Here is a 26168-nt window from a genome sequence, read left to right on the forward strand (position 1 = left end):
AATTTAAAAAGGGACTAAAATAAAGAGTGCGGGACTCTGCGGGGTTACAATCCCCTAAAACCGCTTAAAATTCAAATAAATTTTGCTGATGGTATTTTTCTTGTTTTTTGTTTAGTTGTATTTCTTCATTATTTGAATTTTTGTATTTAAATTCTCCATGACTATCTATATCAAAAAGCGTTAAATTGGTTTCGTTATTAACTTTTTCATTAAAAACTATGCCACCAAGCAAAAGTTCCATTTTATCAAACTGCTTTTCAGTGATGATTAAAGCCCTTACATTTCCATAAGGTGGCAAAATCTTTTTTACATTTTCAATAGAACTTTTTGCAGAACTTAAACCCTTGCAAATACGCATATAAACGCTAAATTGCAGCATAAAATAACCTAATTTTATAAGATTGTTTCTAAATTTACTTGCTAGTTTTTGCTCTTTTTTACTTTTAGTTGGTACATCAAACATCAAAAGCACGCGCATAAATTTATCTTCAATCATCAAATTTCACTATCTTTAGCTCATCTTCATACAATAAAGCATTTTTAAAATTTGCCACATAATGATTTATCGCTCTGTTTAAAGGATAATTTTGCCCATCAAAATTAATTTTACTTTGTAAATTGCCAATCAATGCTCTTTTATCATCTTTGCTTAAAAACTCACTTTCACCCACAAGTTCTAAAACACAATCATCAACACTAGCTCTAAACACTTCTATCAAATCATCACAAAGTGCAAAGGCATTATAAATATTATCGTGCTTTATGCCAAGCCAAGGCAAAAGCCCACTTATGCAAACTGCTCTAATAATACAAGCCCTAATGATTGCATAGCCATAATTTAAAGCAGTGTTTTAAAAGCTTCATCGTAACTCATTTTTTAAAATCTTCTCTTTGTCTAAACTCAGCCTTTGTCACTTCTCCAAGTGCTGAAACTATGTATTTTTCAAATACTTTTAGATTTTGAATTCCTATGCTTTTTGCGATTACTTCTTTTTCATTTGTATTTTTAAACAATATTTTTTGATTTTTGCTTAGCGTTTCAAATTTATTATCGTGTTTTGAAACAATCAAACTAACAGTAGAGCTTGTAAAAGCATTAAAATAAACAAGTTCTGGCTCTTGCATATCTTTAGTTTGAATTAAAATCAAACTATCTTTGTATAAAGAAAAGCAAAACTCATAATTTTCATCTATTAAAATCCAGTCTTTTATCTCACCTTTTTTACTTCGTGCTACAGCTTTATTTGGCAATACTTTTAAGGCAAAATCCATAGTATAAATTGGCACAGCATAAAATTTATTTGTCTTTTTGTGTTTAAAAATATCCACTCTAAACATATCGCCATTTTTAACAATTTTACCATTTACTTTGCGGATTTTACCAAGCTCTAGGGCTTTTAAAACTCCTTCTTTTCGCCGTATGATTGATAGAATTCTTCTTCTTTTCTAAATGTTTCTTCATGTAAAGCTCCGCTTGGCTTTTTTCTCTCAGGTTTTGAGACAAAAATTTCATCAATTTTATCTAAAACCTTTTGCCTAAAACCACTAAAAGGCTCAAAAAACTTCCTTTTGTTTTTATAATCTAATTCACTAATTTTTTTTGCATAAAGTTCTGCACTGTTGCTTTCTTGCTCTTTTTTAAAATCTGAAAAAGCCTTTACGATAGAGTTGTTTGCATAAGCAATAATTACTGCATCGATGGCGTGATGAAGATGATTATTTCTATCCTTAGTGCTAAAGCCCCAAGTGTGTCTTAAAGCCGATGTTAGCATACCGCTTTTTGCTTCTACATGCACTTTTGAGCCTTTTTGTGTGTCGTTTAACTTTGTATTTTCATCATCGCTTAAAGGTAAAAAATCTAAATAATCTTTAGTATAGTTTAAAACAAGCCTTGCGATATAGCGAGTATCGTTTAGATTTCTATCTTTAAAGTCTTTTTGCTCTTTGTCTTTATAGTTTTTATCTAAAATTCTTTTTTGCTTTTTTTCAGGTAAATTTTTTGCCAAAACTTCAATTTTCTGCCATTTTGTACTATCATTGCCAAAGGCTTCAAAGGGGGTTTTATTAAGTTTTTCTTGGTTTTGCTTGGTAAAAACTAAAACCTTATTCATATAAGAATCATCAAAACTTCTAGAATAAGGGTAAATATGGTCAATTTCAAGCATTTTTTCATCTTGCAAATCGCTAATTTTAATCTTTTCCCCACTATAAGCACAAAATTCTTTTTGTTCTTTAAATAATCTTAATTTTAAAATATTTTTACTATTTATTTTTAAGCCTAGTTTTTCACATTCAAGTTCGGCGTCTTTTTTGGCCTTGTAGTTTTCATTTTGCTCTTTTTCTATTTTAGCTCTTTGGCTGTGATTTTTACCTACTTCTCTTGCTAATTCAATGTTTATTTTATGCACTTTGCCGTATTTTTTAAGTAAAGCATTTAAGACCTTTCTGTATTCTTTAATCGCCCTTAAAACCACAGGATTAGTTACCTCATCTTTATAATAAGTTTCATTAAATGCGGGTAAAAAGTCTTTTTTATCTTCATTGATTGCTACTTTTAAATTAAGCTCATTACAAGCTTCATCGTATTTTTTACCTTCAAGCATTAAAGGAGTGATAAGTTTTAAGGCTTTAAAACTTATATTTAAATGGTCTTTAAATTCCAATTTGCTTAAACTATCAATTTGATTTTGATTTAAATCGTATTTTGCTAAAGCCTTTTTAAGCTTAATCTCATCTTTTATAAGGGTAATATCTTTTGCTATTTCATTTAAATCATCTTGGCTTAAACTATGATCACCTAGGGCTTTTATAAATTCTTTATATTTTTTAAACTCAATAAAATAAGTTCCTTTTTCTCCTTTAAATTCATAATCATCACTTAAACCCAAAAGCTTTTTTGTTTGTTTATAAGTTAGAGTGCCGTTTTTTAGAACTTCATTCAAAAGCGTGTTTAAATCATCTTTTGTATATAAAATTCCTTCAGTATTTTTAAGATTGTTTAAAAGATTGATAATTCTTGTAAGCGCTACAAACATAAAGGCTAAGGGCGAATTTTTTGGCGCTCTTTTTTCATCGGTAAAAAAACTACAATTTCCCACCAAATGAGAAAAATCTTTTAAAGCCCTTTTATAAAATGCTACACTAAGCACCTCTTCTTCAAATTTTTTTGAAAAAGAAAAGCCAAATTCTCTTTGTTTTTTAAAAATAAGCTTTAATTCATCTTTTAAAAAACTTTGCGCTATGCAGCGTTCATAACTTTCTTTTTTATTTCTAACATTTATAAATTCTTTGGAATTTTCTTTGAATTTTTGAAAATACTCTTTATAAAGATACTCGCCCACACTTTGATAATTTGCTAGTTTTTCTTCATTTTGCTTGATAGCTTTTAAAATCTCACTCTTTTCTTCATTATCGCTATTTTTTATATTATCATAACCACGCCTTTTTGCAATATGTAAAATCACTCTTGCAAAATCTTGCTTATTTAAAAGCTCGTTTAAAGCTCTAAATCTTAACTCATAAGGGCTAATTAAAGAGCCTTTATAGGCCTTGGCTAAACTTTCATCAAAGCTTTGATAATCTTTGTAATTTAACTTAAATTCATTTGCGATTAAATGTTTTAAGTGATTTAGCCTTGCTTTGCGTCTAGCAAGGCGTTTTCTAGCACTTCTTGCAAGGCGTCTTGGAAGGCTAAGGATTCTCCTGTTTTAGGATTTTCAGCCTTTGTAAAAATCCTAACTCCGCAATCTTTTAACTCATCATTTTCGCTAAATGCCCAGCCAATAGAGCTTATTCCTATATCAAATGCCAAAATTCTTGCCACACTAGATCCTTTTTAATATTTATGATTTGTTTATAATTATAATATAAAAATCATTTTTTATACAAACATAAACCTTTCAGTAACCAAACTATACATATTATTAATTTTATAATGCAAAAAATAAGTAAAATTTTAAATGAAAAATATTTATTAGTTAAATTTTAGCTAAAATAAAATAAAAGCTAATAATAACCTTAGGAGAAATCATGCCAATTTTTATGATATGTTCTACACTTTTAGCGGTAATTGTTGTTGCTTATTATATACTCAAAAAATACAATCCCATTTTTGTATTTTTTCTTTCAGGTATTATCTTGCTTATTTTTGCTTTTTATATCACAGGAACACCTATACCAAAAGCTCCAAGTAGAGAACATACAAGCTTTTTGAATGTTTTACTTGATAGCTATGCTTTTATCACAACGACTTTTAAAAGTCAGCTTTCTGGAGTAGGACTTATTATCATGAGTGTGGCAGGCTTTGCTGCCTATATGAAACATATCAATGCTTCGGCAAAACTTGCTTTTTTAGCAAATAAACCCTTAGGAAAAAAAATAAATACTTGATTTTAAGTGGAACTTTTGTTGTTGGAATGGCTTTAAAAATCGTCATTTCTAGCTATGCTGGATTGCTTTTGCTTTTGTTAGCATGTATTTATCCCGTTTTAATCTCACTTAAAATCCGTCCTATTACAGCTGTATGTGTGCTTTCTTTAATTGCACTTGATTATGGTCCAAAAGATGGAAATTCAATCAATATGGCAGATATGGTAGGACAAAGTGATAATGTCGTAGGGCTTTTTTTAAATTACCAAATTTATAGTGTGATTGCCTATGTTGTAGTTATTGCCATCTTGATTCCTTTTTATTTTGCTTGGATTGATAAAAGAGATAAAGAAAAAGGTGTTTTAAATGATGAAGTTGAAATTCCGCAAATCATTGATCCTAAATGCCCTACTTTTTACATACTCTTTCCTTGGTTACCTGTTGTATTTTTATTTACAGCGTATTTTTTTACTATCAAGCTCGATGTTGTGACAGCAAATTTTGTAAGCATTTCTTTAGTTTTTCTTGTTGAATTTGCAAGACACAGAAATGCTAGAAAATTAGGCGAAGATATGATGGTGATTTTAAAAGCTATGGCTGAAATTTTTATCTCAGTCGTAAGCATAATCATCGCCGCTGGAGTATTTGCTGAAGGTATTAAAGCACTTGGTGGAGTTAATATCCTTGCTAACGCGGTTTCAAATCTTGGAACAGGAAATTTTGCATGGTTTGGAATTCTTTTGAGTATAGCTATTTTAAGCTTTTTAGTTTATTTTGCCACAGTGATTATGGGAAGTGGAATTGCTGCTTTTAATGCTTTTGGCAAACTAGCTCCTGATATAGCTACAAAATTAGGCATTGCGCCTATTACTCTAGTTTTACCTATAGAAATTGCATCTTGTTTAGGTCGTGCAGCTTCACCAATAGCAGGCGGAATCATAGCTTTAGCTGGATTTGCAAAAGTAGCTCCAATGGATATTATAAAACGAACCACTCCTCTTTTACTTATTGCTATGCTTGTAAATATACTTGTAGCCTTTTATCTAGCACAAACCAATCCTTTGCCAAAAGAACAAAGCACTACAAAAATAGAACTTAAAATACAAAAATAAAGCGTATTGACGCTTTATTTTCATTCTAAAACAACACCTTCATTAATGCAAATTTCGCCGATAATAAAGGCATCTGAATTTTCTAAAATCTTACTTACATTAGAAGAATCTACAACCATTACTAAACCTACTCCCATGTTAAAGCTTCTATACATTTCGCTTTCTTCTACAGCCTGTCCTATAGTATAAAAAATTTCAGGAGTTTTAAGATGATGTTTGCGTATAGTTGCACCCATACCACGAGGTAAAACGCGTGGTAAATTTTCTACTAAACCACCCCCTGTAATATGAGCTAGAGCACTGATATAAGGCTTTAGCGTAAGAAAATCACGCACATAAATCCTTGTAGGTTCTAACAAAATATCAATTAAATTTTTACCCTCTATCTTGTCATCAAATTTTAATTTTAAACTTTCAAAAAGTACTTTTCTAGCTAAAGAATAACCATTTGAATGAAGTCCTGAACTAGGAAGTGCCAATAAAATATCACCATTTTTAACAAATTTACTTCTATCAATCTCATCTTCTTCAGCCATACCCACTGCAAAACCCGCAAGATCAAAATCATCTTTTGCATACATTCCAGGCATTTCAGCAGTTTCTCCGCCAATTAATGCACAATTTGCCATCTTACATCCCTTGGCAATGCCTGATACAACAGCCTTTGCTACTTCTACTTCGAGCTTGGCTGTAGCATAATAATCTAGGAAAAACAAAGGCGTAGCAAAATTACAAATCAAATCATTCACACACATTGCTACTAAATCTTGCCCTATAGTATCATATTTTTTAGCATCAATTGCCAAGCGAAGCTTGGTACCAACCCCATCTGTTGCACCTAAAATCACAGGCTTTTTAAAACCACTTGGCATTCTAAAAGCACCAGCAAAAGAACCAATTCCACCTACAACATTATCATTAAAAGTTTCTTTAACCAAAGGTTTTATAGCCTCTACAAAGGCATTTCCATTATCTATACTTACGCCTGCATCTTCATATGAAATTTTCATTTATTTTCCTTTAAGAACTAAAAAGGTATTTTAACGAAAAAAGTTTTAATAAGGCATAAGATGAAAAATACTTTTTTTGTAACCGCTTCAATTGCTTGTGGTAAAAGCACTTTTATAGAAATAGCGAATTCTTTAGGCTTTAAAAGCATTAGCGCAGACAAAATCGCTCATGAAATTTTAGATGAAAATACTTTAGAACTTGAAAAGATTTTTTCTCCCTTTAGCTTAAAAAATTTACTCACAAAAGAAAAGAAAATCGATAGAAAAACCCTTGGAGAAATTGTTTTTAACAACAAAGAAGCTAAAAAAACCTTAGAAAATTTCACTCATCCTAAAATTCGAGCTAAAATTTTAGAACAAATGCAAATTCTAGATAAAGAAAATAAATCTTTTTTTGTAGAAATTCCTCTTTTTTTTGAAAGCGGTGCTTATGAAAATTTAGGCAAAGTCATAGTAATTTACACACCTAAAGAATTAAGCCTTAAAAGAATCATGCAAAGAGATAAGCTCAGCTTAGAAGCTGCAAAAGCAAGACTTGATTCTCAAATAGATATTGAAGAAAAACTTAAAAAAGCAGATTTTATCATTAAAAATACTAATTCTTATGCCGATTTTAGGCAAGAATGTGTTAAAGTAATACAAGAAATTTCTAAAGGAAAAATGTGAAATTTTATAAATATTGTGCAAGTGGGAATGATTTTGTCATAACAAATGCTGATAGAAAAGAAGATAGAAGTGCTTTAGCTAAAGAACTTTGTAATCGTTATGAGGGTATAGGTGCGGATGGCTTTATCGTGATATTGCCTCATGAAAAATACGACTTTGAATGGGAATTTTATAATAACGATGGCTCAAGGGCTGCTATGTGTGGCAATGGCTCAAGGGCTGCGGCACATTTTGCACATCATAATAACAAAATAAATCCTAACATGAGTTTTTTAACTGGCGCAGGAGTAATAAAAGCAAAGGTAAATCAAAATAAAGTTGAAGTATCTTTAGGCAAAATAAAAAGCGTGCAAAATACTTTTGAAGAATTAGGAAAAACTTGGCAACTTTGCGATACTGGAGTTCCACATCTAGTACATTTTTGTCAAAATTTAGATGAATTTGATACAATGCTTTGTCAAAAAATGAGACAAAAATATAATGCCAATGTTAATTTTGTAAAAATTTTAGATGAAAATCATTTAAAAGTTCGCACCTATGAACGCGGAGTTGAAGATGAAACCTTAGCTTGCGGCACAGGAATGGGGGCTTGTTTTTATCTGGCATTTTTAAATAAAAAAGTACAAAATAAAGTTAAAATAACTCCTAAAAGTGGTGAAGAGGTGGGGTTTACATATAAAAATGAAGAATTATTTTTTGAGGGAAAGGTAAAGTATTGTTTTGAAGCCAATTATAATTTTTCTTAGTCTTTTTCTAATCCCACTTTTTGCTGATGATCTAAAGAGTGGATTTGGAGAGGAATATTACAAACTTGATATAGATCAAAAAAGACAAATTTTTTTTATAAAAATGAATGAAATGTTTGATCAAAGCTTTAAAAAAATTGAACAAGAAAGAGCCTTTATCGAAGCCTTTTTTAAAGATGCTTACAAAACAGGCTTTAGGACTTCAAACCAAATAAATCTTGAAAAACTTATCACGATAAAAAACAAATATCGCATTGAAAATCTTTATGATTTTGCAGAATATAAAAAACGTATTCAAAAAATTCCAAAATCCATGGGTATAGCCCAAGCTTTAGTTGAAAGTGCTACAGGTACCAGTCGCTTCGCAAGAGAAGCAAACAATCTTTTTGGAGAATGGACTTGGGGTGAGAAAGGTTTAATTCCTGATTTAAGACATCCAGATAAAAAACATAAAATTAAGATTTTTGATAGTCTGCAAGATAGTGTTGACTCTTATGTTTTAAATTTAAATCGTCATTTTGCTTATGAAAAGTTTCGCGATGTAAGAGCTAAATTTGAAAGCGAAGGCAAAGAGATAACAGGGCTAGAGGCTATTAAAACTTTAGATTCTTATTCTGAACGCAAGGGATATTATATCAATCTTATTACAAAAATCATCAAACGATACAACCTTGAAAAATACGATACAAACTCAAACAACACCTAAAATCCAAGTGAAAATTTATCAAAAGATATGACTTCAAATTTAACCCCTTGCTCAAAAAAATTATCCTCGCTTGAAAGAGTGATAAAAATCACATGAAAAATTCCAAGTTCTAAAGCCTTTGGTAAAATTTTCTTAGCACGTAATTTAATCAAATCAATATCTAAAGTTGGACTTGAAATATAAGCAATTTTAGATATTTGGCTATAAAAGTTAAAGTATTTGTTATAAAAAAATTCTTCTTTAAATTTAAATAACTCGCTTAAAACTAAATTTTCAAATAAATGTGAAAAATCCTTTGAAATACAAAGATTATTTCTTAGGCCAAAATCTTTAAAATAAATCTTTTGAAGTTTTTTTTCATCATGTTTTAAAGTATAGATCACATAAGTATTTTCTAATTTTTTTATAGCTTGATAAACACTATCTTTTGAAGTTTTTAATCTTTTTTTGAGTTCTATAAATATCTTAGAAATACTGATTTGCTGACCCAAATTTAAAGCTAAATACTTTAAAATTTCTAATTCTAAAAGAGTGAAGCTTTGTCTTAGAAGTATGTTTTTTTCTCCAAATTTACTGCGTCCACTTTGCAAAAAAAGACCCACTAAATTATTTATAGGTAAATTTTTCTTACTTACACTAATAAATTCTTCAAAATCAAAATAATCAAGTTCAAGCTCTTCAAACCCATTTATATTTAAATCTTTTATATTTGTACTTAAGATGATGGGAATTTTAATTTTTTCTAAATTAGGGATAAAATCCAAATTATAAAGGCAAAGAATTTTAATTTGTAAATTTTCATTCAGAAAATCAGCAAGTCTTTCTAAACTTTGTTTTTCAAAGCGTGTATCATATAAATCTAAAAACAAAATTTCACTTGCTTTAAATTGAGATAAAAAATTAAAAATAAGTGTTTTTTTACCACAAAATCGTGGGCCTTTTATGATAATATTTGGTTTTGAAATTTGATTTTTTCTTTCATAACTTACTTCAAATTTAGGGTGGTTTTCATAAAAAAAATTAAGTACTTTCAATTTTATCCTTTAAAAAAGGATATTATAACCTAGTTTGTATAATTGGGGCATAAAGCCCCTTAAATTACATTTTGCAAGCACCTTGTAAAGTAGCGCCTATCATCCAAAGACTTTTTTCATATTTTGCGATATTTTCTTGCGCAAAAGCAGCTGTTGTGGTATCACTTTCTTTTTCTGCTGCTTCATTGAGTTTTTTAAATTCTGCTAAAAGATATTCATAATCTTGTTTGATCAGTTCTATGACTTCAAGCGGAGTAAAGCAATCTTTTGCAACTTTTGGACTTTTTGCATTTTCCATTAAAACTTTTTGGCAAGTGATAGCTTTTTCGCCAAGTTGTAAAACTCTTTCAGCACAACTATCAAAAAGTTCTGCCATTTCTTCATAAGCTTTTTCTGTGTACTCGTGTATAGAAAAAAATTGCAAACCTTTTACATTCCAGTGATAATTATGAAATTTAACCCATAGATGATGAGCATCTGCTTGCATTTGTAATAATTGTTTTGTAACTGACATGATTGACTCCTTTTTTTAATTTTTAAAATTATAACATAAAATTCTTAAATAATAATTATTATTAATTAAAAATTTTTATTATAATTTTAACTTAAAATCATTATACTCTTTTTTAATGAATTTTGATTAAGAATTTAATATATTTTTTAAGATCAACTTTCCAACTTCCACACCAGGTTGATCATAGGTGTTAATCCCTAGCATAACACCGCAAGTTGAAGTAAAAAGTTCATAATAATACATCAAATATCCCGCATGCCAAGCGTCAAGTTTTTCAAGTTCTATCACATCAACACTCAAATTTTCAGCGATTAAAGCGTGCATAGTTGCATCACATTGAGCGTTTAAAAGTTCGTGAAGATTGACTTTGTTACTTAAAGAATCTAAAAATTTAAAATGAATATCAGGGATAATAGGCGCTTTTTGAGCGTCTTTGATTTTTAAAAAAGTTACAGTTTTATTTTTAGGTCCATCCATAATGAGTTGTAAAAAACTATGCTGATCTCTTGCTCCAATGAGTGCAATAGGAGTTAAACCTATGCGTTTGTAGCCTTGCTTTTTACCTAAACTTTCAGCAATAAGCTGGATATACCATTCATTAAAGCCTTTAAAAGCATCGCTATATGAAAAAAGTACATTGATATTGGCATTTTTGTGTGTGCAATAATGATAGGCTTTTTGTAAAATTTCATCTTTTTTATGAGTAAAAAAATCTTCAAAACAAGCTTTAGCTCCTTCTAAAAGAGCTTTGGCATTATAGCCACAAAAACAAAGTGGAACTATACCTACAGCTGAAAGTATGCTAAAACGACCTCCTACATTTGCAGGGATAAAAAAGCATTTAATACCTAAATTTTCACCTTCTTGATGAAGTTTTGAATCCTTATCGGTAATAAAAACAAAGTATTTTTTTAATTCTTGCATATCAAGTTTAAAATGTTCAATAAGAAGTTTAAAAAGCGATACAACTTCTATAGTGCTACCTGTTTTACTGATGATTAAGAACAAACTTTCTTCAAGCTTGATTTTTTCTGAAGTCTTATTAAAAGAATGTGAACTTGTGTTATCGAGTATAAAAAGCTCTCTTTGGTTGCTTTTTTCATTAAAAAGCATATCACGCAAGGCTTTTACACCACAACTTGAACCTCCCATTCCCACTAAAACAATATTTTTTATGTGTTCTTTGTCTTTGATAAAAGCCAAACTCTCATCAATCAGGCTTAAGCTTGTGTCAATAAGATGATAATACCCTATATCTCCACTTTTTACCTCATCATTAATACGATTTGCATAAGAGCTTATAGTGTGAATTTCACTTTGTTTAAAAAAAAGTGTATTGTTTAACATTTACTTTTCTCGTAAAAATAATTTGTCGCCTCTACAAAGCCTTCTACACTTCCACAATCAAAGCGTTTCCCTTGAAATTTATAAGCTAAAACCATACCATTGGTTGCTTGAGTTAAAAGCGCGTCGGTAAGTTGAATTTCGCCATTTTTTCCTGCTTTAGTATTTTCTAAAATTCCAAAAATATCAGGAGTTAAAATATATCTTCCTATGATAGCAAGATTACTTAGAGCTTCATCAGGACTTGGTTTTTCTATCATAGAATTAACCATGATAAGATTTTCTTCTACAAAATTTCCAGAAATTACTCCATAGTTTGAAACTTGTTCTTTTGGTACTTCCATCACAGCTATGATGGTGCAGCGATATTTTTCATAAATTTTTACCATTTGAGCCATAACATTTAAGCCTTCTTCATTGACACACAAATCATCAGCCAAAATTACGCCAAAAGCTTCATCGCCAACCAAAGGTTTACCTTTTAAAACCGCATCACCTAAGCCTTTCATTTGATTTTGTCTTGTAAAAGTAAAGGTGCAACGATTGATCAAAGAGCGAATTTCATCAAGCAAGTATTCTTTTTTTGTACCTGAAATTTGATGCTCAAGTTCATAAGAAATATCAAAATAATCCTCCAAAGCTCTTTTTCCACGTCCTGTGACAAAGCCCATATTTTCCATTCCTGCTTCCAAAGCTTCATCAACCCCATAATGGATCAAAGGCTTAGTTAAGATAGGTAACATCTCTTTAGGTAAAGTTTTTGTTGCAGGTAAAAATCTCGTCCCATAACCTGCCGCAGGGAAAATACAAGTTTGAAGCATAAAAATTTCCTTTTATTTTTTTATCATTATAGCTTATTTTTATGAATTTTTATGCAACAAGGCAAAGTTCTTTTTGCCTTGTTATTCAAACTCTGCCTTAGCTAATTTAACAATGATTTCTACTACTCCAGAATCTTCGAGCGTTGAAATATCCTGTTTGATTTCTTCACCTCTTGCTATAGTTCTTAAAATTCTTCTCATTATTTTACCACTTCTAGTTTTTGGCAAACCTGGAGTATAAAGAATTTTTTCTATTTTAGCTATAGGTCCTATTTCTACTCTTAAAATGTCATTAAGTTCTTTTAAAGTTTCTATAGCTCCGCCAAGATCACAACTGGATGCAGGACTTAAAACCACAAAAGCAAACAGTGACTCGCCCTTAATCGCATCCAAAATACTCACTACAGCTGATTCTGCTACACTTGGATGTTTAGCAATAGCGCTTTCAATTTCAGCCGTTCCTATACGATGTCCTGCAACATTAACCACATCATCTGTTCTTCCTGTGATAGTTATATAACCATTTTTATCATAAAAAGCACCATCGCCACTAAAATATACAGCTTTTCCATCTTTTCTAGCTTGAGAAAAATAACTTTCTATATAGCGTTCATCATTACCCCAAATTCCACGAATCATCGAAGGCCAAGGTTTGGTTATACAAAGCAATCCATCTTCACCTTCATCTTTTTTATTGCCTTCTTCATCAATAACTTCTGCAAAAATTCCTGGCAAAGGCAAGGTAGCACAACCTGGTTTTAAAGGAGTAGCGCCTGGTAAAGGCGTGATCATATGCCCACCTGTTTCTGTTTGCCACCAAGTATCGACTATAGGACTTTTAGTTCCCCCTATTTCATCATAAAACCACTTCCAAGCACTAGGATTGATAGGCTCTCCAACCGTTCCAAGCACTTCAAGCGTACTTAAATCATATTTTCTTGGCTCATCAGGTGCATCAGCATGAAGCATTCTTATGGCAGTTGGCGAAGTGTAGAATTTGCTTATTTGATACTCTTCTATCATTCTCCACCAACGCCCAGAATTTGGATAAGTAGGAGTTCCTTCATGCATTATAGTCGTTGCTCCACATGCTAAAGGCCCATAAACTACATAAGTATGTCCTGTAATCCAACCCACATCAGCACTACACCAATAATTATCATAATCTTTAATATCAAAAACCCATTCCATAGTCATTTGTGCCCAAATTATATATCCTGCACTTGCATGCATAACTCCTTTTGGCTTACCTGTTGATCCTGAAGTGTAAAGCAAAAACAACAAATCCTCGCTATCCATGATTTCGGGTTCACACTTATAAGACTCATTTTTCACAAGTTCGTTATAAACATAATCCCTTCCTTTAATATATTCTATAGGTTCATTATTGCGTATAACTATAAGTACTTTTTCTACACTTTCGCACCCTTCACTTAAAGCCTTATCTACTGCAGGTTTTAACATATAAGGTTTGCCACGACGAAAAGCACCATCAGCCGTTACTACAAGTTTAGCTCCTGCATCTATAATTCTATCTCTTAAGGCTTCAGGAGAAAACCCTCCAAATACCACACTATGAATAGCCCCAATCCTTGCACAAGCTAACATCACTATGGCTGTTTCTGGAATCATAGGCATATAAATTACAACCCTATCGCCTTTTTTTACTCCGAATTTTTTAAGTAAATTAGCTGTTTTGCAGGTTTCATGCAATAATCTTCTATAAGTATAAACTTCATAATCCCCCATTTCACCTTCAAAAATCAAAGCAGCTTTATTGCGTCTTGTTTTCATATGACGATCAAGACATTGATAACTTACATTTAAAGTTCCACCTTCAAACCATTTATAAAATGGAGCTTTATCCTCATTTAACACTCTTGAAAAAGGCGAAAACCACTCGATCTTCTCAAGTGCTTGTCTTTTCCAAAAACCTTCAAAATCTTCCTTGGCTTCATCGCATAAATCATAGTATTCACATAAATTTTTTATACGAGCATTACGAGAAAATTCTTTACTTGGCTTAAAAAGCTCTTGATTATTTTGATTAAGCATAAAAACTCCTTTATGGTTATTTTTAAACATTATATAAGAGTTTATTTGTATTAAATACAAATTTAAAAAATAATTAAGATAAATTTTATAAAAAATGGGAATATTTGTAATATTTTATTTAAAATTTATAATGTATGTTAATTTAAGAAACATATTGCATCTTCATAAAAATAAAGACTGAGTTCTTCGTATAATTTTAAATCGAATTTTAAAAATTCTTGTTTTTCTAAGGCAAATTCTAAAATTTTATCCATACAACTTACCCTTATAAAAACATCACTTTTCCTGCTTCTAAGTGCTATAATATAACATTTTTCTAAAATAAACTCATAATTATTTTTTGGGATATTTTTAGAATTAAAAAAAGAAATTTTATAAGGATCAATAGCAATTTTACTTGGAGGTTTTTTAAAATCTTTATATTTTTTACAATTACTAAAATCTATAAAATTACAAAATTTCACACCTTGATTTTCTAGTTCAAAAACATTAGTATTTTCAAATTCTAAAATTTCTCCACTGTGTAAATAAAGCTTTTTTTGTGCTAAAGAATCTAAAAAATGTTTATCATGACTTGCGATTAAAAAACCTGTATTGAAATTTTCATGCATTTTAAGAATAGCTTTTTTAAATAAAAACGTAGTATTTTTATCCAAAAAAGCACTCGGTTCATCAAGTAAATAATACTTCGCTCTTACGCTTAAAGCTATAGCAAAAGCTATTTTTTGACTTTGTCCTGATGAAAGTTCATTAGGATATTTACTTAAAAGACTTTCATCTAAATTTAAACGCATTAAACTTTCTTTTATGCGCTCTTCAATGTCTTCTTTAATCCCATAAGTTTTTAAGGTAAATAAAAAATTTGCCCTTACACTACGATTTAACAAAATAGGTTCTGGAAAAAGCAAATAAATTTCACGCTTTTGTTTATTATTAGGTTTGAAATTTCCAAAATAAGAAATATTTTTTGAAAAATCTCCTTCTAAAAATTTTAATATTCTTAAAAATGTAGATTTTCCACTTCCATTTACCCCCATTAAGATACTAATTTTACTTGTATCAAGTTTTAAATTTTTGATTTTTAAAACTTCTTTGTTTTGATAGTTGAAAAAAAGATTAGAAATTTCTATCATTTTATGTTCTTTTGAGTTTGTGTGTGATGAAATTTAAACAAAAGGCAATGAGGATTAAAACCAAAGCCAAAGCTATACCACTAGCAAATTCGCCTTTGTTGGTTTCAAGTGAAATAGCTGTAGTTATGGTTCTAGTGTCGTATTTGATATTTCCACCTACTATCATCGCTACTCCTACTTCTGCTACAATGCGTCCATAAGCTAGTGCAACGACACTAATCAAAGCAAAGCGTAATTCATAAATCATCATTAAAACAAGTTTTAAAGGACTTAGGTGAAAAGATTTTATAAGTAAAAAATGTTTTTTATTCATATTTTCTATCAAATTTGAAAAAAGTGCGATCACTATAGGAAGTGCTAAGATAAACTGCCCTAAAATTAAAGCCTTTATAGTAAAAAGTAGTCCAAATTCTCCCAAAGGTCCTCGACTTGAAATCAGTGCATAAAGTATAAGTCCTACTGCAACTGTCGGAAAAGAGAGGCTAGTATCTATGATAAGTTTTATAAAGCGTTTGAATTTAAAATCAAAAAAGCCTAAGATAAATCCTAAAGGAAAACCTATAAGCAAAGCTAAAACTATAGAAATACTTGAGCTTAAAAGTGTAGTTTTTATAGCCGAAATTACGCTTTCATCAGCATTGAAAAGTAAAAACAAAGCCTGTTTAAAACCATCAAAAATATAATCCAAAAATATCCTTTTTAAAATAAGTAATTTTAGCATAATTATGCTAAAATATTTTTTTATGTAAATTTATAAGGAGAAAAAATGAAAAAAATCATTTCTTTAGCCCTTGCTTTAGCTTTAAGTGCAAGTGCAGCAGAGCTTAAAATGGCAACCACAACAAGCACTGACAATACAGGACTTTTAGATGCTCTAAAGCCTCTTTATGAAAAAGAAAGTGGCAATACCTTAAAATGGGTTGCGGTAGGAACAGGTGCGGCTTTAAAAATGGGTGAAGATTGCAACGCTGATGTGCTTTTTGTGCATTCTCCAAAAGCTGAAAAAGAATTTATAAAAAAAGGTTTTGGTATAGATAGAACTCCTGTGATGTATAATGATTTTATCATCATCGCAGATAAATCTTTAGCTTCTAAATTTAAAGGTAAAAATTTAAAAGAAAGCTTAGAACTTATCAAAAATGAAAAACTCACTTTCATCTCAAGAGGCGATAAATCAGGCACCGATAATAAAGAAAAAAGCCTTTGGAAAAATCTTGGAGGTGTGCCTGAAAAACAAAGCTGGTATCAACAAAGCGGACAAGGTATGCTAGCAAGCATTAAAATCGCTGAAGAAAAAAAAGCTGTGATTTTAACCGATCGTGGCACTTATATCAAATACGAAGCCAATGAAAAAAGCAAGCCAAACTTAGTAATCGTAAATGAAGGCGATGATAGCCTTAAAAATTTTTATTCTGTTATAGCAACAAATCCTAAGCATTGTAAAAATGTAAATTATACAGAAGCTAGCAAATTTATCAAATGGGTAACAAGCGATAAGACTTTAAATTTCATTGCTGATTTTAAACTTCTTGATAAACCTTTATTTGTAATTGATGCAAAAACAAGAAAAGACTAAAAATTAAGCAGGTTTTAACCTGCTTAAAATATCATTTTTACTTATTGTAACTTTTTTATTTATTTTTCAAAACTTTTAGCTTATTTAAATTTCTTCTTTAGATATAATAAAATTAATAATTAAATATACAAGGTCAAATAATGTTCAAAGTGGATTTAAATAGTGATTTAGGGGAAAGTTTTGGCGCCTATAAATTGGGAATGGATGAAGAAATTTTAAAATTTGTAAGCTCAGTAAATGTCGCTTGTGGCTTTCATGCGGGTGATCCTTGTGTGATGGATAAAACCTTAAATTTAGCCAAGCAAAATGGTGTTTGCATAGGAGCACACCCATCTTATCCTGATCTTTTGGGTTTTGGAAGACGCAATATGCAAATAAGCTTTGAAGAGGCTAAAAACTATGCCTTGTATCAACTAGGAGCTTTATTTGGCTTTGCTAAGGCAAAAGGTATGAAAATACAGCATTTTAAAGCCCATGGTGCACTTTATAATATGGCTGCTCTTGATGAAAATTTAGCCTTAGCACTTTGTGAGGCAGTGGCAAGTTTTGATGAAAATATTATTTTTCTAGGGCTTAGTAATTCTGCTATGAATGAAGCGGCTAAGAAAAAAGGTTTAAGATATGCTAATGAAGTTTTTGCAGATCGTGCTTATAATGATGATGGCACTTTAGTTTCAAGAAAATTAGAAGGAGCGTTAATACACGATGAAAATTTAGTCATCAAACGCGTGATAAAAATGATAAAAGAAAGCAAAGTTACAAGCATAAATGGCAAAGAAATTGATTTAAAAGCGGATAGCATTTGTGTTCATGGGGATAATGTAAAAGCTTTAGAATTTGTTAAAAAAATCAAAGAAAATTTAGAAAAAGAACAAATTCAAATTTGTGCTTTGGAAAATTTTATATAGGTTTTAGCAATGTTTAGTGTGCATTTTAGTGGAAGTAAAGCTTTGCTTTTGCGTTTTAAGCAAGAAATTTCACCTCAAATCAATGCCTATGTTTTAAGCACAGAACAAAGGATGCAAAAAGCCCTAAAAGAAGGTGAAATTTATGGGATTGATGAGTTGGTAAGTGCTTATGCAAGCTTGCTTATATATTTTAATCCTTGTATACTTTCTTTAAATTCTTTGCTTGATTTTTTAGAAAAAATTAAAAAGGATATTAAACTTACAGAACAAAACTCAAGTCTTTGTATAGAAGTTCCACTTTGTTATGATGAAGAATTTGGACTGGATTTAGAATTTGTGTGCAAACACAATCAAATTTCAAAAGAAGAGCTTATATCTCTTCACACTAAGCCTTATTATCTTGTTTTTATGCTAGGTTTTATGGCAGGTTTTCCTTATCTTGGAGGTTTAGATGAAAGGCTTTTTACCCCACGCCTTTCAAGCCCTAGAGCAAAAATAGAAGCTGGAAGTGTAGGCATAGCTGATAAGCAAACAGGAGTTTATCCTATATCAAGCCCAGGGGGTTGGCAAATCATTGCTAGAACACCTTTGGAATTTTTTGATAAAGAAGATGAAAAAAATCCCACTCTTTTAAAAGCGGGTATGTTTTTAAAATTTAAAGCCATTTCAAAAGATGAATTTTTCGATATCCAAGAGCAAGTTGCTAAAAAAGTCTATCAAAAGGAAATTTATGAGTATAAAAATCATTGAAGCATCTATAAATTCAAGTTTGCAAGACTTTGGTAGAAAAAAATTTGCTAAATTTGGCATAGCAAGAAGTGGAGCTATGGATGAAGATGCTTTAAGAATGGCAAATATCTTACTTGGAAACAAACAAGATGAAGCAGGAATTGAGCTTTGTTTAAAAGGTGGAAAATACGAATTTTTAGATGAGAATTATTTTGTTTTAAGTGGGGCTGAATTTGAGGCAAAGCTTAATAATCAAAAAATCAAAACTTACAAGGTGTATAAAGCAAATAAAGGCGATATTTTAGAGCTTGGTTTAGCAAAAATAGGTTTTCGTGGGTATTTATGCGTAGCGGGTGGCTTTGAAGTAAAAAGTTTTTTAAACTCTAAATCCAGCGATGCTAAAATGGGAGTTGGAATTTTTGAAGGAAGAGCTTTGCAAAAAGATGATATTTTAAATACTCATAATACTTTTATACCTTTTAATTTAGAAGCTAGAGAATGTGAAAATCCTCTTTTTAAAAGTCCTAAAGAGCCTATTATACGCGTTATTTTAGGAACAAATGAAGATGTTTTTACTCAAAAAGGCATAGATACTTTTTTAAATACTACTTATAAAGTAGGTTCAAAAAGCGATAGAATGGCAATTTACGCAGAATCTAGTGAAAGTATAGAGCATAAAAACTCAGCAGATATCATCTCAGATCCTGCGGTTTTTGGAAGCATACAAGTGCCAAAAAGTGGTATTCCTATTATTTTAATGGCAGGAAGACAAAGCACAGGAGGCTATACAAAAATAGCTACGGTTATAGAAAATGATCTAAGCTTACTCGCACAAGCTAAGCTAGGCTCTAGCTTTAAATTTCAAAGCATTAGCATGCAAGAAGCTTTAGAGCTTTATAAACAAAGAGAAATAAAATTTAAAGCCATGGATCAAAAAATCAATCTTGATTTTGAAAATTTGATTTAAGCTTTTTTACCATAAATATTGATAAAATATATAGCACCTATAGCCAAGGCACAACCTAACAAGGTAAGTGCATTTGGCACCTCATCTAGTATAAAATAACTACAAATTAAAGCACTAGCAGGAGTGATTAAAACAAAAGAATTTGCCTTAACACTCCCTAAAATGTGAATCCCATAATAATAAATACTAGTACCTATAATAGTTGATAAAAAAGCCACGACAAACATACTGATCCAAAATTTAAATTCAAAATGAAAAATTTCATAACTTTTTACATCAAACAATACCCAAGAAAACATTAAAACAGAAATGAGATTAATATAAAAGTTAATCGCCAAAGGGTGAGCTCCTTTGGCTTTATGATTAAACACTGCTATCAAAGCCCAAATAAAAGAACAAGTTAAAAATAAAATATTAAATTTGCCAAATAAATCTTCTAAACTCCCTAAATTTAACAAACAAAATCCAGATAATAAACCTAAAAATAAGCCTAGAATTTCACTCTTTGTGATCTTGTGAGTTGATTTTTTATCTTTTTGAAATAATATCGCTATCATAAATATCAAATAAGAAAAAATAGGAATCATAGTTGTAACCAAAACACCGCCTTTTCCAGCTAAACCATGCTTAATGGCAATAAAAAATACAAAAGTATAAAGCCCATTTAAAATTCCTGCTATCAGCACCCATTTTAAAATAGATTTTTCAAGCCTTAAAGGAATTCTTAAAAAGCCTAATACCATCAAAGAACCTAGTAAAACAAAGAAAAAACGCCAAAAAGTAATCACAGAAGTATCAGCATAAGCTGATAAAATCTTAGAAGTAGGCCAAGATGAGCCCCATAAAAACATAGCTAAAACAAGCAAGATATACAAATACTTTGTTCGAGTCAATGTTACACCTTGAAATTTTTAAGTCAAATTTTTTAAAAAATTTTTTTCAAGTGTAGTTCATACTCGTTTAGATATTTTTCCACTTGAGGATTTTTTACCACATCATTACACATAAAAGTTGGTAAAGCTTTCATACCTATAAATTCATGAGCCTTATGCAAATGCCAATACACCATATCTACACCCTTTCCTTCAAAAAATTCATTTTTATCATTAAAGGCTTCAAGAGGTGCATTCCAAGTGAGAGAAAACATGTATTTTTTACCATGATCTAAACCACCTTTTCCGTAGTTTTTACTAGGATTTTCATGAGTTCTTCCATCATTTTTAAAAAGTACTCCAGCACCCAAACCAAACACTTCATCGATATATTTTTTAACTATCCAAGGCTCGCCCATCCACCAAGCTGGCATTTGATAGATCACAGCATCAGCTTTTATAAATTTTTGTATCTCTTCTTTAGGATCATATCCTTGATCTATGTGAGTTTGATCTACTTCGTATCCTAATGTTTTTAAAATTTCTAAAGCATGATTATGCAATGTTAAATTAAGCTGTCCTTTTGAATTTCCAAATTCTTTAGCGCCATTAAGCAAGAGTATATTTTTCATTTTTATCCTTTTTTAAATTTTATGATACAATTATAACTTAGCATAATATCATTTTCAATACAGAAAATAAAGTAAGATACTATACTAAAGGAATGTTAAATGACTAAAGAGAATTCTCAGTGCAATTTCGAAGAATGCGGATTTAACTATACTCTAGCATTAATTAATGGAAAATATAAAATGAGTATTTTATACTGCTTATTTCGCTATGAAATCGTGCGTTATAATGAACTCAAACGCTTTTTAAGCTCCATATCTTTTAAAACTTTAACCAATACCTTAAGAGAACTAGAAAACGATGGTTTAATCATCAGAAAAGAATACGCTCAAATTCCACCCAAGGTAGAATATAGCTTATCCAAACGCGGACAAAGTTTAATTCCTATTTTACAAGCTATGTGCAAATGGGGCGAGAAAGACAAAAAGGGAAAAAATGCTTGAATTAATTGGCGAACTTTCTTTGCAAAATTATATGGGAGAATGGCTTGAAATGGCTAGAAAACCAGCCTTTTTTCAAAAATCTTGCTAAATTCAAAGGCAAAATACGAGCTTAAATATAAAAATGGCGTTGCTTATGTAGAAATTGAGAATTTTTGCAGTAAAGAAAATGAAATTTCAAGTATAAAAGGCAAGGCAAAAATCGTTTCAAATAGGCAATTAGCAGTGAGATTTAACATCTTTATGAACCTGTTTAATAAAGTAAATTATGAAATTATTTTTGTTGATAGCGAGTATAAAGTTGCCATTGTGGGTAGCCCTGATAAAAAATACCTTTGGATTTTAGCAAGAAATATAATAGATGAAAAAAGTATAAAAGAGCTTTTAAACATCGCTAAGCAAAGAGGATTTGACATTAGCGATGTGGTTTTTGATAAGTATTAAATTATTCTTTTGTCATATCAATGACATAGCGAAATTTAGCCTTTCCTGAGGTTAGATTTTCATAAGCTTTATCGATTTCTTGTGGTGTGATAAGCTCGGTTTCTGGATAAATTCCATGTTTTAAAGAAAAATCAAGCATTTCTTGAGTTTCAGCAATACCGCCAATTAGCGAGCCATAAACCTTTTTACCTGCCTTATGTACAAGCTCGTTTATGCCTATATTTACTTTATCTTCCACAGGAGGTAAGCCAACTATAGCCATTTCGCCACCAAATTTAAGCAAATCCAAATAAATAGCAGGATTATAAGGCGTTGGAATGGTTGAGATGATTAAATCAAAGCGTTCTTTTATGGCGTTTTTATCAGTGCTTGTGTAAAATGAGCTTACACCCATAGCCAAAGCATCGGCTTTTTTGTTTTCATTTCTAGCAAAAACGCTAACCTTTGCACCCATTTTAACAGCGTATTTTACAGCCATCATACCAAGTCCGCCAAATCCTGCTATAGCAACGCTTGAGCCTTCTTTTATCTTAGAAAATTTTAAAGGCGAGTAAGTAGTAATTCCTGCACAAAGCAAAGGCGCAACCTTATGCATAGGTGCATTTTTTGGCACACAAATGGCAAATTTTTCACTTACAACTATGTTGTTTGAATAGCCTCCATAAGTGTTTTCATTGCCGTGAAATACATCGCAACTATTGTAAGTAAAGATGGTTTTGCCATTTTCGCAAAACTGCTCTTGTGAGCGTTTACAAGCATCGCATTCTCCGCATGAATTTACCATACAACCAACCCCTGCGTAATCTCCTACTTTAAATTTACTCACATTTTTACCCACAGCAATCACTTCTCCTGCTATCTCATGCCCAGGCACACAAGGATAAGTAGCCTCTCCCCACTCGCTTCTTGCAGTGTGAATATCGCTATGACAAATACCTGCATATAGGATTTTAATCAAAATATCATTATCGCCAATAGCATGGCGGCTAAATTCAAAAGGTGTGAATTTCGCATCCTTGCTAAGCATTGCATAGCCTTTACTTGCGATGCGATTGTTTTCTAAAATTTTGTATTGCATTTTTGCTCCTTTTTTGATTTTTTATAATTATAAAACATTAGAGTAGCTATAAGTCAAGAGTGAAAATAATTTTTTAAAAATTAGTATAAATGCTATAATTATAAAATTTAATTTCACTTTGGGGTAAAAATGCAAAATTTTGTATTCAGAAGATGATACTAGAGTAAAATTTATAGATGCAAAGCTTTATGATAGTTCTTGGAATGAAGAAAATATAAAAAGAAATTATTATTTTACAGATGGTAGAAAGCTTTTAGGTGGTAAAAGAGCACAAAGAAAATTTGCAGATTATTTGCTTAGATATGAAGGAAACAACCTTGCTATAATAGAAGCTAAAAAATTTAGTAAAGATCCTTTAGATGGTTTATCTCAAGGCATAGAATATGCAAAAATTTTAAATGTGCCTTTTGTATATAGTAGCAATGGAGAAAAAATTTATGAATACGATATGAGAAGTCATAGTGGTGAATACATAGATAAATTTCCAAGTCCTAAAGAACTTTTTGATAGAATTTTTGGTAATTTAAAAGAATGGCAATATAGACTTTTAACACAAAAGTCAATGTATATACCGCAAAAAGAATTAAGATATTATCAAAAAATAGCAATAGATAAAGTCATAGAAGCTATTATAAATAACAAAAATAGAATTTTACTCACTCTTGCTACAGGTACAGGAAAAACAACCATAGCTTTTAATTTGTGCTATCGTTTGTTAGAGGCAAGATGGAATAAAGAAAACAAAGATCAAAAGCCTAAAATACTATTTTTATGTGATAGAGTGAGCTTAAGAGATCAAGCCTTAGGAGAATTTAATCCTATAGAAAGTGATTGTAAGGCAATTAGTGCTGAAGAAATAAAGAAAAAGATGGAAAAATCATAACAAATGCAAATATTTTCTTTGGAATTTATCAAAGCTTAGCTGCAAATTCAAAAGAACAAGAGAGCAAATTTTATCTTCAATACCCAAAAGATTTTTTTGATCTTATCATCATAGATGAGTGCCACAGAGGTGGAGCAAACGAAGAAGGAAGCTGGAGAGCTGTACTTGAGTATTTTTCTTATGCGACTCAGCTTGGTTTAACCGCTACTCCAAAAAAAGAAGAAAATATAGACACTTATGAGTATTTTGGTGAAAGTGTTTATGATTATAGTCTTAAAAGTGGTATTGAAGATGGATTTTTAACCCCTTATAAAGTCAAATTCATAAAAACAATTTGAGTGATGGTTATACCTATAATCCTGATGATTTAATACAAGGTGAGCTTGAAAAAGGCTTTTATAAACAAAGTGAATTTGAAAGAAATATCTTTTTACCAAACTATAATGACTTTATCACTAAGAAAATTTTAGAGCTTATAAATCCTATGGATAAAACCATAATTTTTTGTGCAAATCAAGCTCATGCAAATGAAGTAAAAAGAGCTATAGATAAATATAAAAGCGTTAAAAGAGATGATTATTGTGTAAGAGTTACGAGTGATGAAGGTAAAATAGGGCTTGATTATCTAAAATTGTTTCAAGATAATGATAAAAGCTATCCTGTCATACTTACTAGCTCTAAAATGCTCACAACTGGAGTGGATGCAAAAAATGTGCGAAATATAGTATTGCTAGCAAATATAGGTTCTATGGTGGAATTTAAGCAAATCATCGGGCGTGGCACTAGGGTTTATGAAGGTAAAGACTTTTTTACTATACTTGATTTTGTCGGTGCGACTAAACTTTTTTATGATCCAAAATGGGATGGTGAAAAAATAGAAGAATTAAAAGAGCAAGATGAAAAAGAAAAAATCACTAAAGAGCATATAAAACAAACAAAAGAAGAAAGCAAAGAAAAAAAGAGCGTAACCATACACTTAAAAGGCACAAAACTTAAGGTTTTAGATATCACAACTACTTATGTAGGAGCACAAGGTAAGCCACTTAGCACTAAAGAATTTTTAGAATTTTTGATAGGAAAGTTTGGTGAGTATTATGATGATGAAGCAAAATTGCGTGAAATTTGGAGTGATCAAAAAAATAGAGAAAGATTTTTAAAAGCCCTTGCAAATGATGGAGTTGATGAAGATGCTTTAAAAGATCTAAGAGAAATTTTTCAAAAAGATTGTGATATATACGATGTTTTAGCGCATTTAAGCTTTAATGCCGAGATAAAAACAAGGCAAGAGCGTGTTTTACAAGTAGAAAATGGTGAGTTTTTGAAACGCTTTCAAAAAGAAAAAGCTATAAAATTTATAGAATTTTTACTAAATAGATATCAAGAATACGGCATAAAAGATTTTGATGATGGTTTAAAACCACTTATAGAGCTTAGTTCTTTAGGTAATGTAAGAGAATTGGCTGATGAATTTGGTAGCTTAGAAATTCTAAAACAAAGTTTTGATGATTTACAAAGGGAGATTTATTTAAACTGAAAGGAGAGAAAATGAGTAATAGTTTTTTAAATACAGAGACTTTAACTCTTAATGATTTATTTGGTAAAGATAGAACTTATAGTGTTCCAAAATATCAAAGAAATTATTCTTGGAGTGAAGATCAATGGGAAGATTTATGGTGTGATATTGAAGATTTAGAAAAATCAAACTATCCACATTTTATGGGTTCTATAGTATTGCAAGAGACTAAAGATGCCAAAAATATAGATATAATTGATGGGCAACAAAGATTAACTACCTTAAGTATTTTTATGTCCGCTATAATATTTTATATAGATAATTTGGTCAAAAAAGATAAAGATAAAACAGATAATGAAAAAAGGAAAGAAATTTTTAATAAAAAATATTTAGGTTATGAAAGTTCTACTACATTAAAAATAGTTCCAAAACTTACTTTAAATAATACTAATAATAATTTTTTTACTCACTATATTATTAATCAGAATATTCCAGATAAACCAACTCTAGCAGATGAGGATAATTCTAATTATTTATTATATAAAGCATTTAATTTTTTTCAAAAAAAATTAAAGAAAAATTTCAAGAAGAAGATGGGAAAATAATTGCAGAATATGTG

Annotated in this window: 21 protein-coding genes and 5 pseudogenes; 12 read left to right on the plus strand and 14 right to left on the minus strand. The window is 30.4% G+C overall.

The genetic code is table 11. From position 1 onward, the window contains the following. Positions 1-64: 64 nt before the first annotated feature. From cas2 to cas9, 3 genes and pseudogenes are all read right to left on the minus strand, one after another. Positions 65-496 carry a CRISPR-associated endonuclease Cas2 gene (cas2, locus tag FBE93_RS07640; protein ID WP_002780988.1) on the minus strand — a complete coding sequence of 144 codons (432 nt, stop codon included), beginning with the start codon at positions 494-496 and terminating at the stop codon, positions 65-67. Beyond that, positions 489-878, minus strand: a pseudogene (gene cas1, locus FBE93_RS07645) (type II CRISPR-associated endonuclease Cas1); the annotation flags it as partial. The pseudogene cas1 and the gene cas2, both read right to left, overlap by 8 nt. Then, positions 871-3823: pseudogene (gene cas9 / locus FBE93_RS07650) on the minus strand (type II CRISPR RNA-guided endonuclease Cas9). The pseudogenes cas1 and cas9, both read right to left, overlap by 8 nt. A 206-nt stretch (positions 3824-4029) precedes the next feature. On the opposite strand from cas9, the pseudogene dcuC reads away from it, so the two are divergent. Beyond that, positions 4030-5480, plus strand: a pseudogene (gene dcuC, locus FBE93_RS07655) (C4-dicarboxylate transporter DcuC). Between the two features lie 20 nt (positions 5481-5500). On the opposite strand, the gene purM reads toward dcuC, so the two are convergent. Next, positions 5501-6490, minus strand: coding sequence for a phosphoribosylformylglycinamidine cyclo-ligase (gene purM, locus FBE93_RS07660; protein ID WP_165434343.1), 990 nt, complete (start codon positions 6488-6490; stop codon positions 5501-5503). 60 nt (positions 6491-6550) lie between these two features. On the opposite strand from purM, the gene coaE reads away from it, so the two are divergent. From coaE to FBE93_RS07675, 3 genes are read left to right on the plus strand one after another with little or no spacing between them, the layout of a single operon-like run. Further along, entirely contained in the window at positions 6551-7156 is a 606-nt protein-coding gene (gene coaE, locus FBE93_RS07665) for a dephospho-CoA kinase (protein ID WP_002932402.1), read from the plus strand. Beyond that, positions 7153-7902, plus strand: coding sequence for a diaminopimelate epimerase (gene dapF / locus FBE93_RS07670; RefSeq protein WP_002932404.1), 750 nt, complete (start codon positions 7153-7155; stop codon positions 7900-7902). The genes coaE and dapF overlap by 4 nt, the downstream gene beginning before the upstream one ends. Next, entirely contained in the window at positions 7877-8608 is a 732-nt protein-coding gene (locus tag FBE93_RS07675) for a glucosaminidase domain-containing protein (protein ID WP_002932406.1), read from the plus strand. Before dapF ends, FBE93_RS07675 begins: the two co-directional genes overlap by 26 nt. On the opposite strand, the gene FBE93_RS07680 is transcribed toward FBE93_RS07675, so the two are convergent. The 7 genes from FBE93_RS07680 to tupB all read right to left on the minus strand — a co-directional run bounded on the left by FBE93_RS07680 (position 8605) and on the right by tupB (position 16197). Next, the gene (locus tag FBE93_RS07680) at positions 8605-9642 is read right to left on the minus strand and encodes an ATP-binding protein (protein WP_002867075.1); all 1038 of its coding nucleotides are present in this window, start codon (positions 9640-9642) and stop codon (positions 8605-8607) included. The two genes, FBE93_RS07675 and FBE93_RS07680, sit on opposite strands and share 4 nt — an antisense overlap. Positions 9643-9706: 64 nt before the next feature. Further along, on the minus strand, positions 9707-10156 hold the full coding sequence (locus FBE93_RS07685) for a Dps family protein (protein WP_002851546.1): 450 nt from the start codon (positions 10154-10156) through the stop codon (positions 9707-9709). A gap of 126 nt (positions 10157-10282) precedes the next feature. Beyond that, on the minus strand, positions 10283-11503 hold the full coding sequence (locus FBE93_RS07690; protein ID WP_002932629.1) for a glucose-6-phosphate isomerase: 1221 nt from the start codon (positions 11501-11503) through the stop codon (positions 10283-10285). Further along, entirely contained in the window at positions 11497-12321 is an 825-nt protein-coding gene (galU, locus tag FBE93_RS07695) for a UTP--glucose-1-phosphate uridylyltransferase GalU (RefSeq protein ID WP_002932627.1), read from the minus strand. The genes FBE93_RS07690 and galU overlap by 7 nt, the downstream gene beginning before the upstream one ends. A gap of 81 nt (positions 12322-12402) precedes the next feature. Continuing rightward, on the minus strand, positions 12403-14376 hold the full coding sequence (gene acs / locus FBE93_RS07700; protein ID WP_165434344.1) for an acetate--CoA ligase: 1974 nt from the start codon (positions 14374-14376) through the stop codon (positions 12403-12405). Between the two features lie 137 nt (positions 14377-14513). Beyond that, positions 14514-15509 carry a tungstate ABC transporter ATP-binding protein TupC gene (gene tupC / locus FBE93_RS07705; RefSeq protein WP_002932625.1) on the minus strand — a complete coding sequence of 332 codons (996 nt, stop codon included), beginning with the start codon at positions 15507-15509 and terminating at the stop codon, positions 14514-14516. A gap of 1 nt (position 15510) precedes the next feature. Further along, entirely contained in the window at positions 15511-16197 is a 687-nt protein-coding gene (gene tupB, locus FBE93_RS07710) for a tungstate ABC transporter permease TupB (RefSeq protein WP_002871132.1), read from the minus strand. 78 nt (positions 16198-16275) lie between these two features. Between tupB and tupA the strand changes: the two genes are divergently transcribed. From tupA to FBE93_RS07730, 4 genes are all read left to right on the plus strand, one after another. After that, positions 16276-17085, plus strand: a complete 810-nt coding sequence (tupA, locus tag FBE93_RS07715; protein WP_165434345.1) for a tungstate ABC transporter substrate-binding protein TupA — start codon at positions 16276-16278, stop codon at positions 17083-17085. A 140-nt stretch (positions 17086-17225) separates the two neighbouring features. Next, the gene (locus FBE93_RS07720; protein ID WP_002932613.1) at positions 17226-17993 is read left to right on the plus strand and encodes a LamB/YcsF family protein; all 768 of its coding nucleotides are present in this window, start codon (positions 17226-17228) and stop codon (positions 17991-17993) included. 9 nt (positions 17994-18002) lie between these two features. Further along, positions 18003-18743, plus strand: a complete 741-nt coding sequence (pxpB, locus tag FBE93_RS07725; RefSeq protein ID WP_002932609.1) for a 5-oxoprolinase subunit PxpB — start codon at positions 18003-18005, stop codon at positions 18741-18743. Further along, complete coding sequence (locus FBE93_RS07730) at positions 18724-19689, plus strand: biotin-dependent carboxyltransferase family protein (RefSeq protein ID WP_002932606.1); 966 nt, start codon at positions 18724-18726, stop codon at positions 19687-19689. The genes pxpB and FBE93_RS07730 overlap by 20 nt, the downstream gene beginning before the upstream one ends. Here the strand turns inward: FBE93_RS07730 and FBE93_RS07735 are convergent. After that, positions 19686-20582 (minus strand): DMT family transporter, encoded by an 897-nt coding sequence (locus tag FBE93_RS07735; RefSeq protein ID WP_002921812.1) that lies wholly within the window; start codon positions 20580-20582, stop codon positions 19686-19688. The two genes, FBE93_RS07730 and FBE93_RS07735, sit on opposite strands and share 4 nt — an antisense overlap. 32 nt (positions 20583-20614) lie before the next feature. Next, positions 20615-21193, minus strand: coding sequence for an NAD(P)H-dependent oxidoreductase (locus FBE93_RS07740; protein WP_002851227.1), 579 nt, complete (start codon positions 21191-21193; stop codon positions 20615-20617). 99 nt (positions 21194-21292) lie between these two features. Here FBE93_RS07740 and FBE93_RS07745 point away from each other — a divergent pair, with 99 nt between their 5' ends. After that, a complete protein-coding gene (locus FBE93_RS07745) occupies positions 21293-21634 on the plus strand; it encodes a helix-turn-helix domain-containing protein (RefSeq protein WP_002932601.1) in 342 nt (113 codons plus the stop codon). Next, positions 21627-22075 (plus strand): annotated as a pseudogene (locus tag FBE93_RS07750) (lipocalin family protein). Before FBE93_RS07745 ends, FBE93_RS07750 begins: the two are co-directional and overlap by 8 nt. Before the next feature lies 1 nt (position 22076). Here FBE93_RS07750 and FBE93_RS07755 read toward each other — a convergent pair. After that, positions 22077-23153: an NAD(P)-dependent alcohol dehydrogenase gene (locus FBE93_RS07755; protein ID WP_002932593.1), complete on the minus strand. Its 1077-nt coding sequence runs from the start codon at positions 23151-23153 to the stop codon at positions 22077-22079. 136 nt (positions 23154-23289) lie between these two features. Here FBE93_RS07755 and FBE93_RS07760 point away from each other — a divergent pair. Then, positions 23290-25570 (plus strand): annotated as a pseudogene (locus FBE93_RS07760) (DEAD/DEAH box helicase family protein). Between the two features lie 11 nt (positions 25571-25581). After that, positions 25582-26154 carry a DUF262 domain-containing protein gene (locus FBE93_RS08380; protein ID WP_171831921.1) on the plus strand — a complete coding sequence of 191 codons (573 nt, stop codon included), beginning with the start codon at positions 25582-25584 and terminating at the stop codon, positions 26152-26154. The last annotated feature ends 14 nt before the right edge of the window (positions 26155-26168 follow it).

Origin of the sequence: Campylobacter sp. CFSAN093229 (assembly GCF_011068225.1) — a bacterium.
GTDB lineage: Bacteria > Campylobacterota > Campylobacteria > Campylobacterales > Campylobacteraceae > Campylobacter_D > Campylobacter_D jejuni.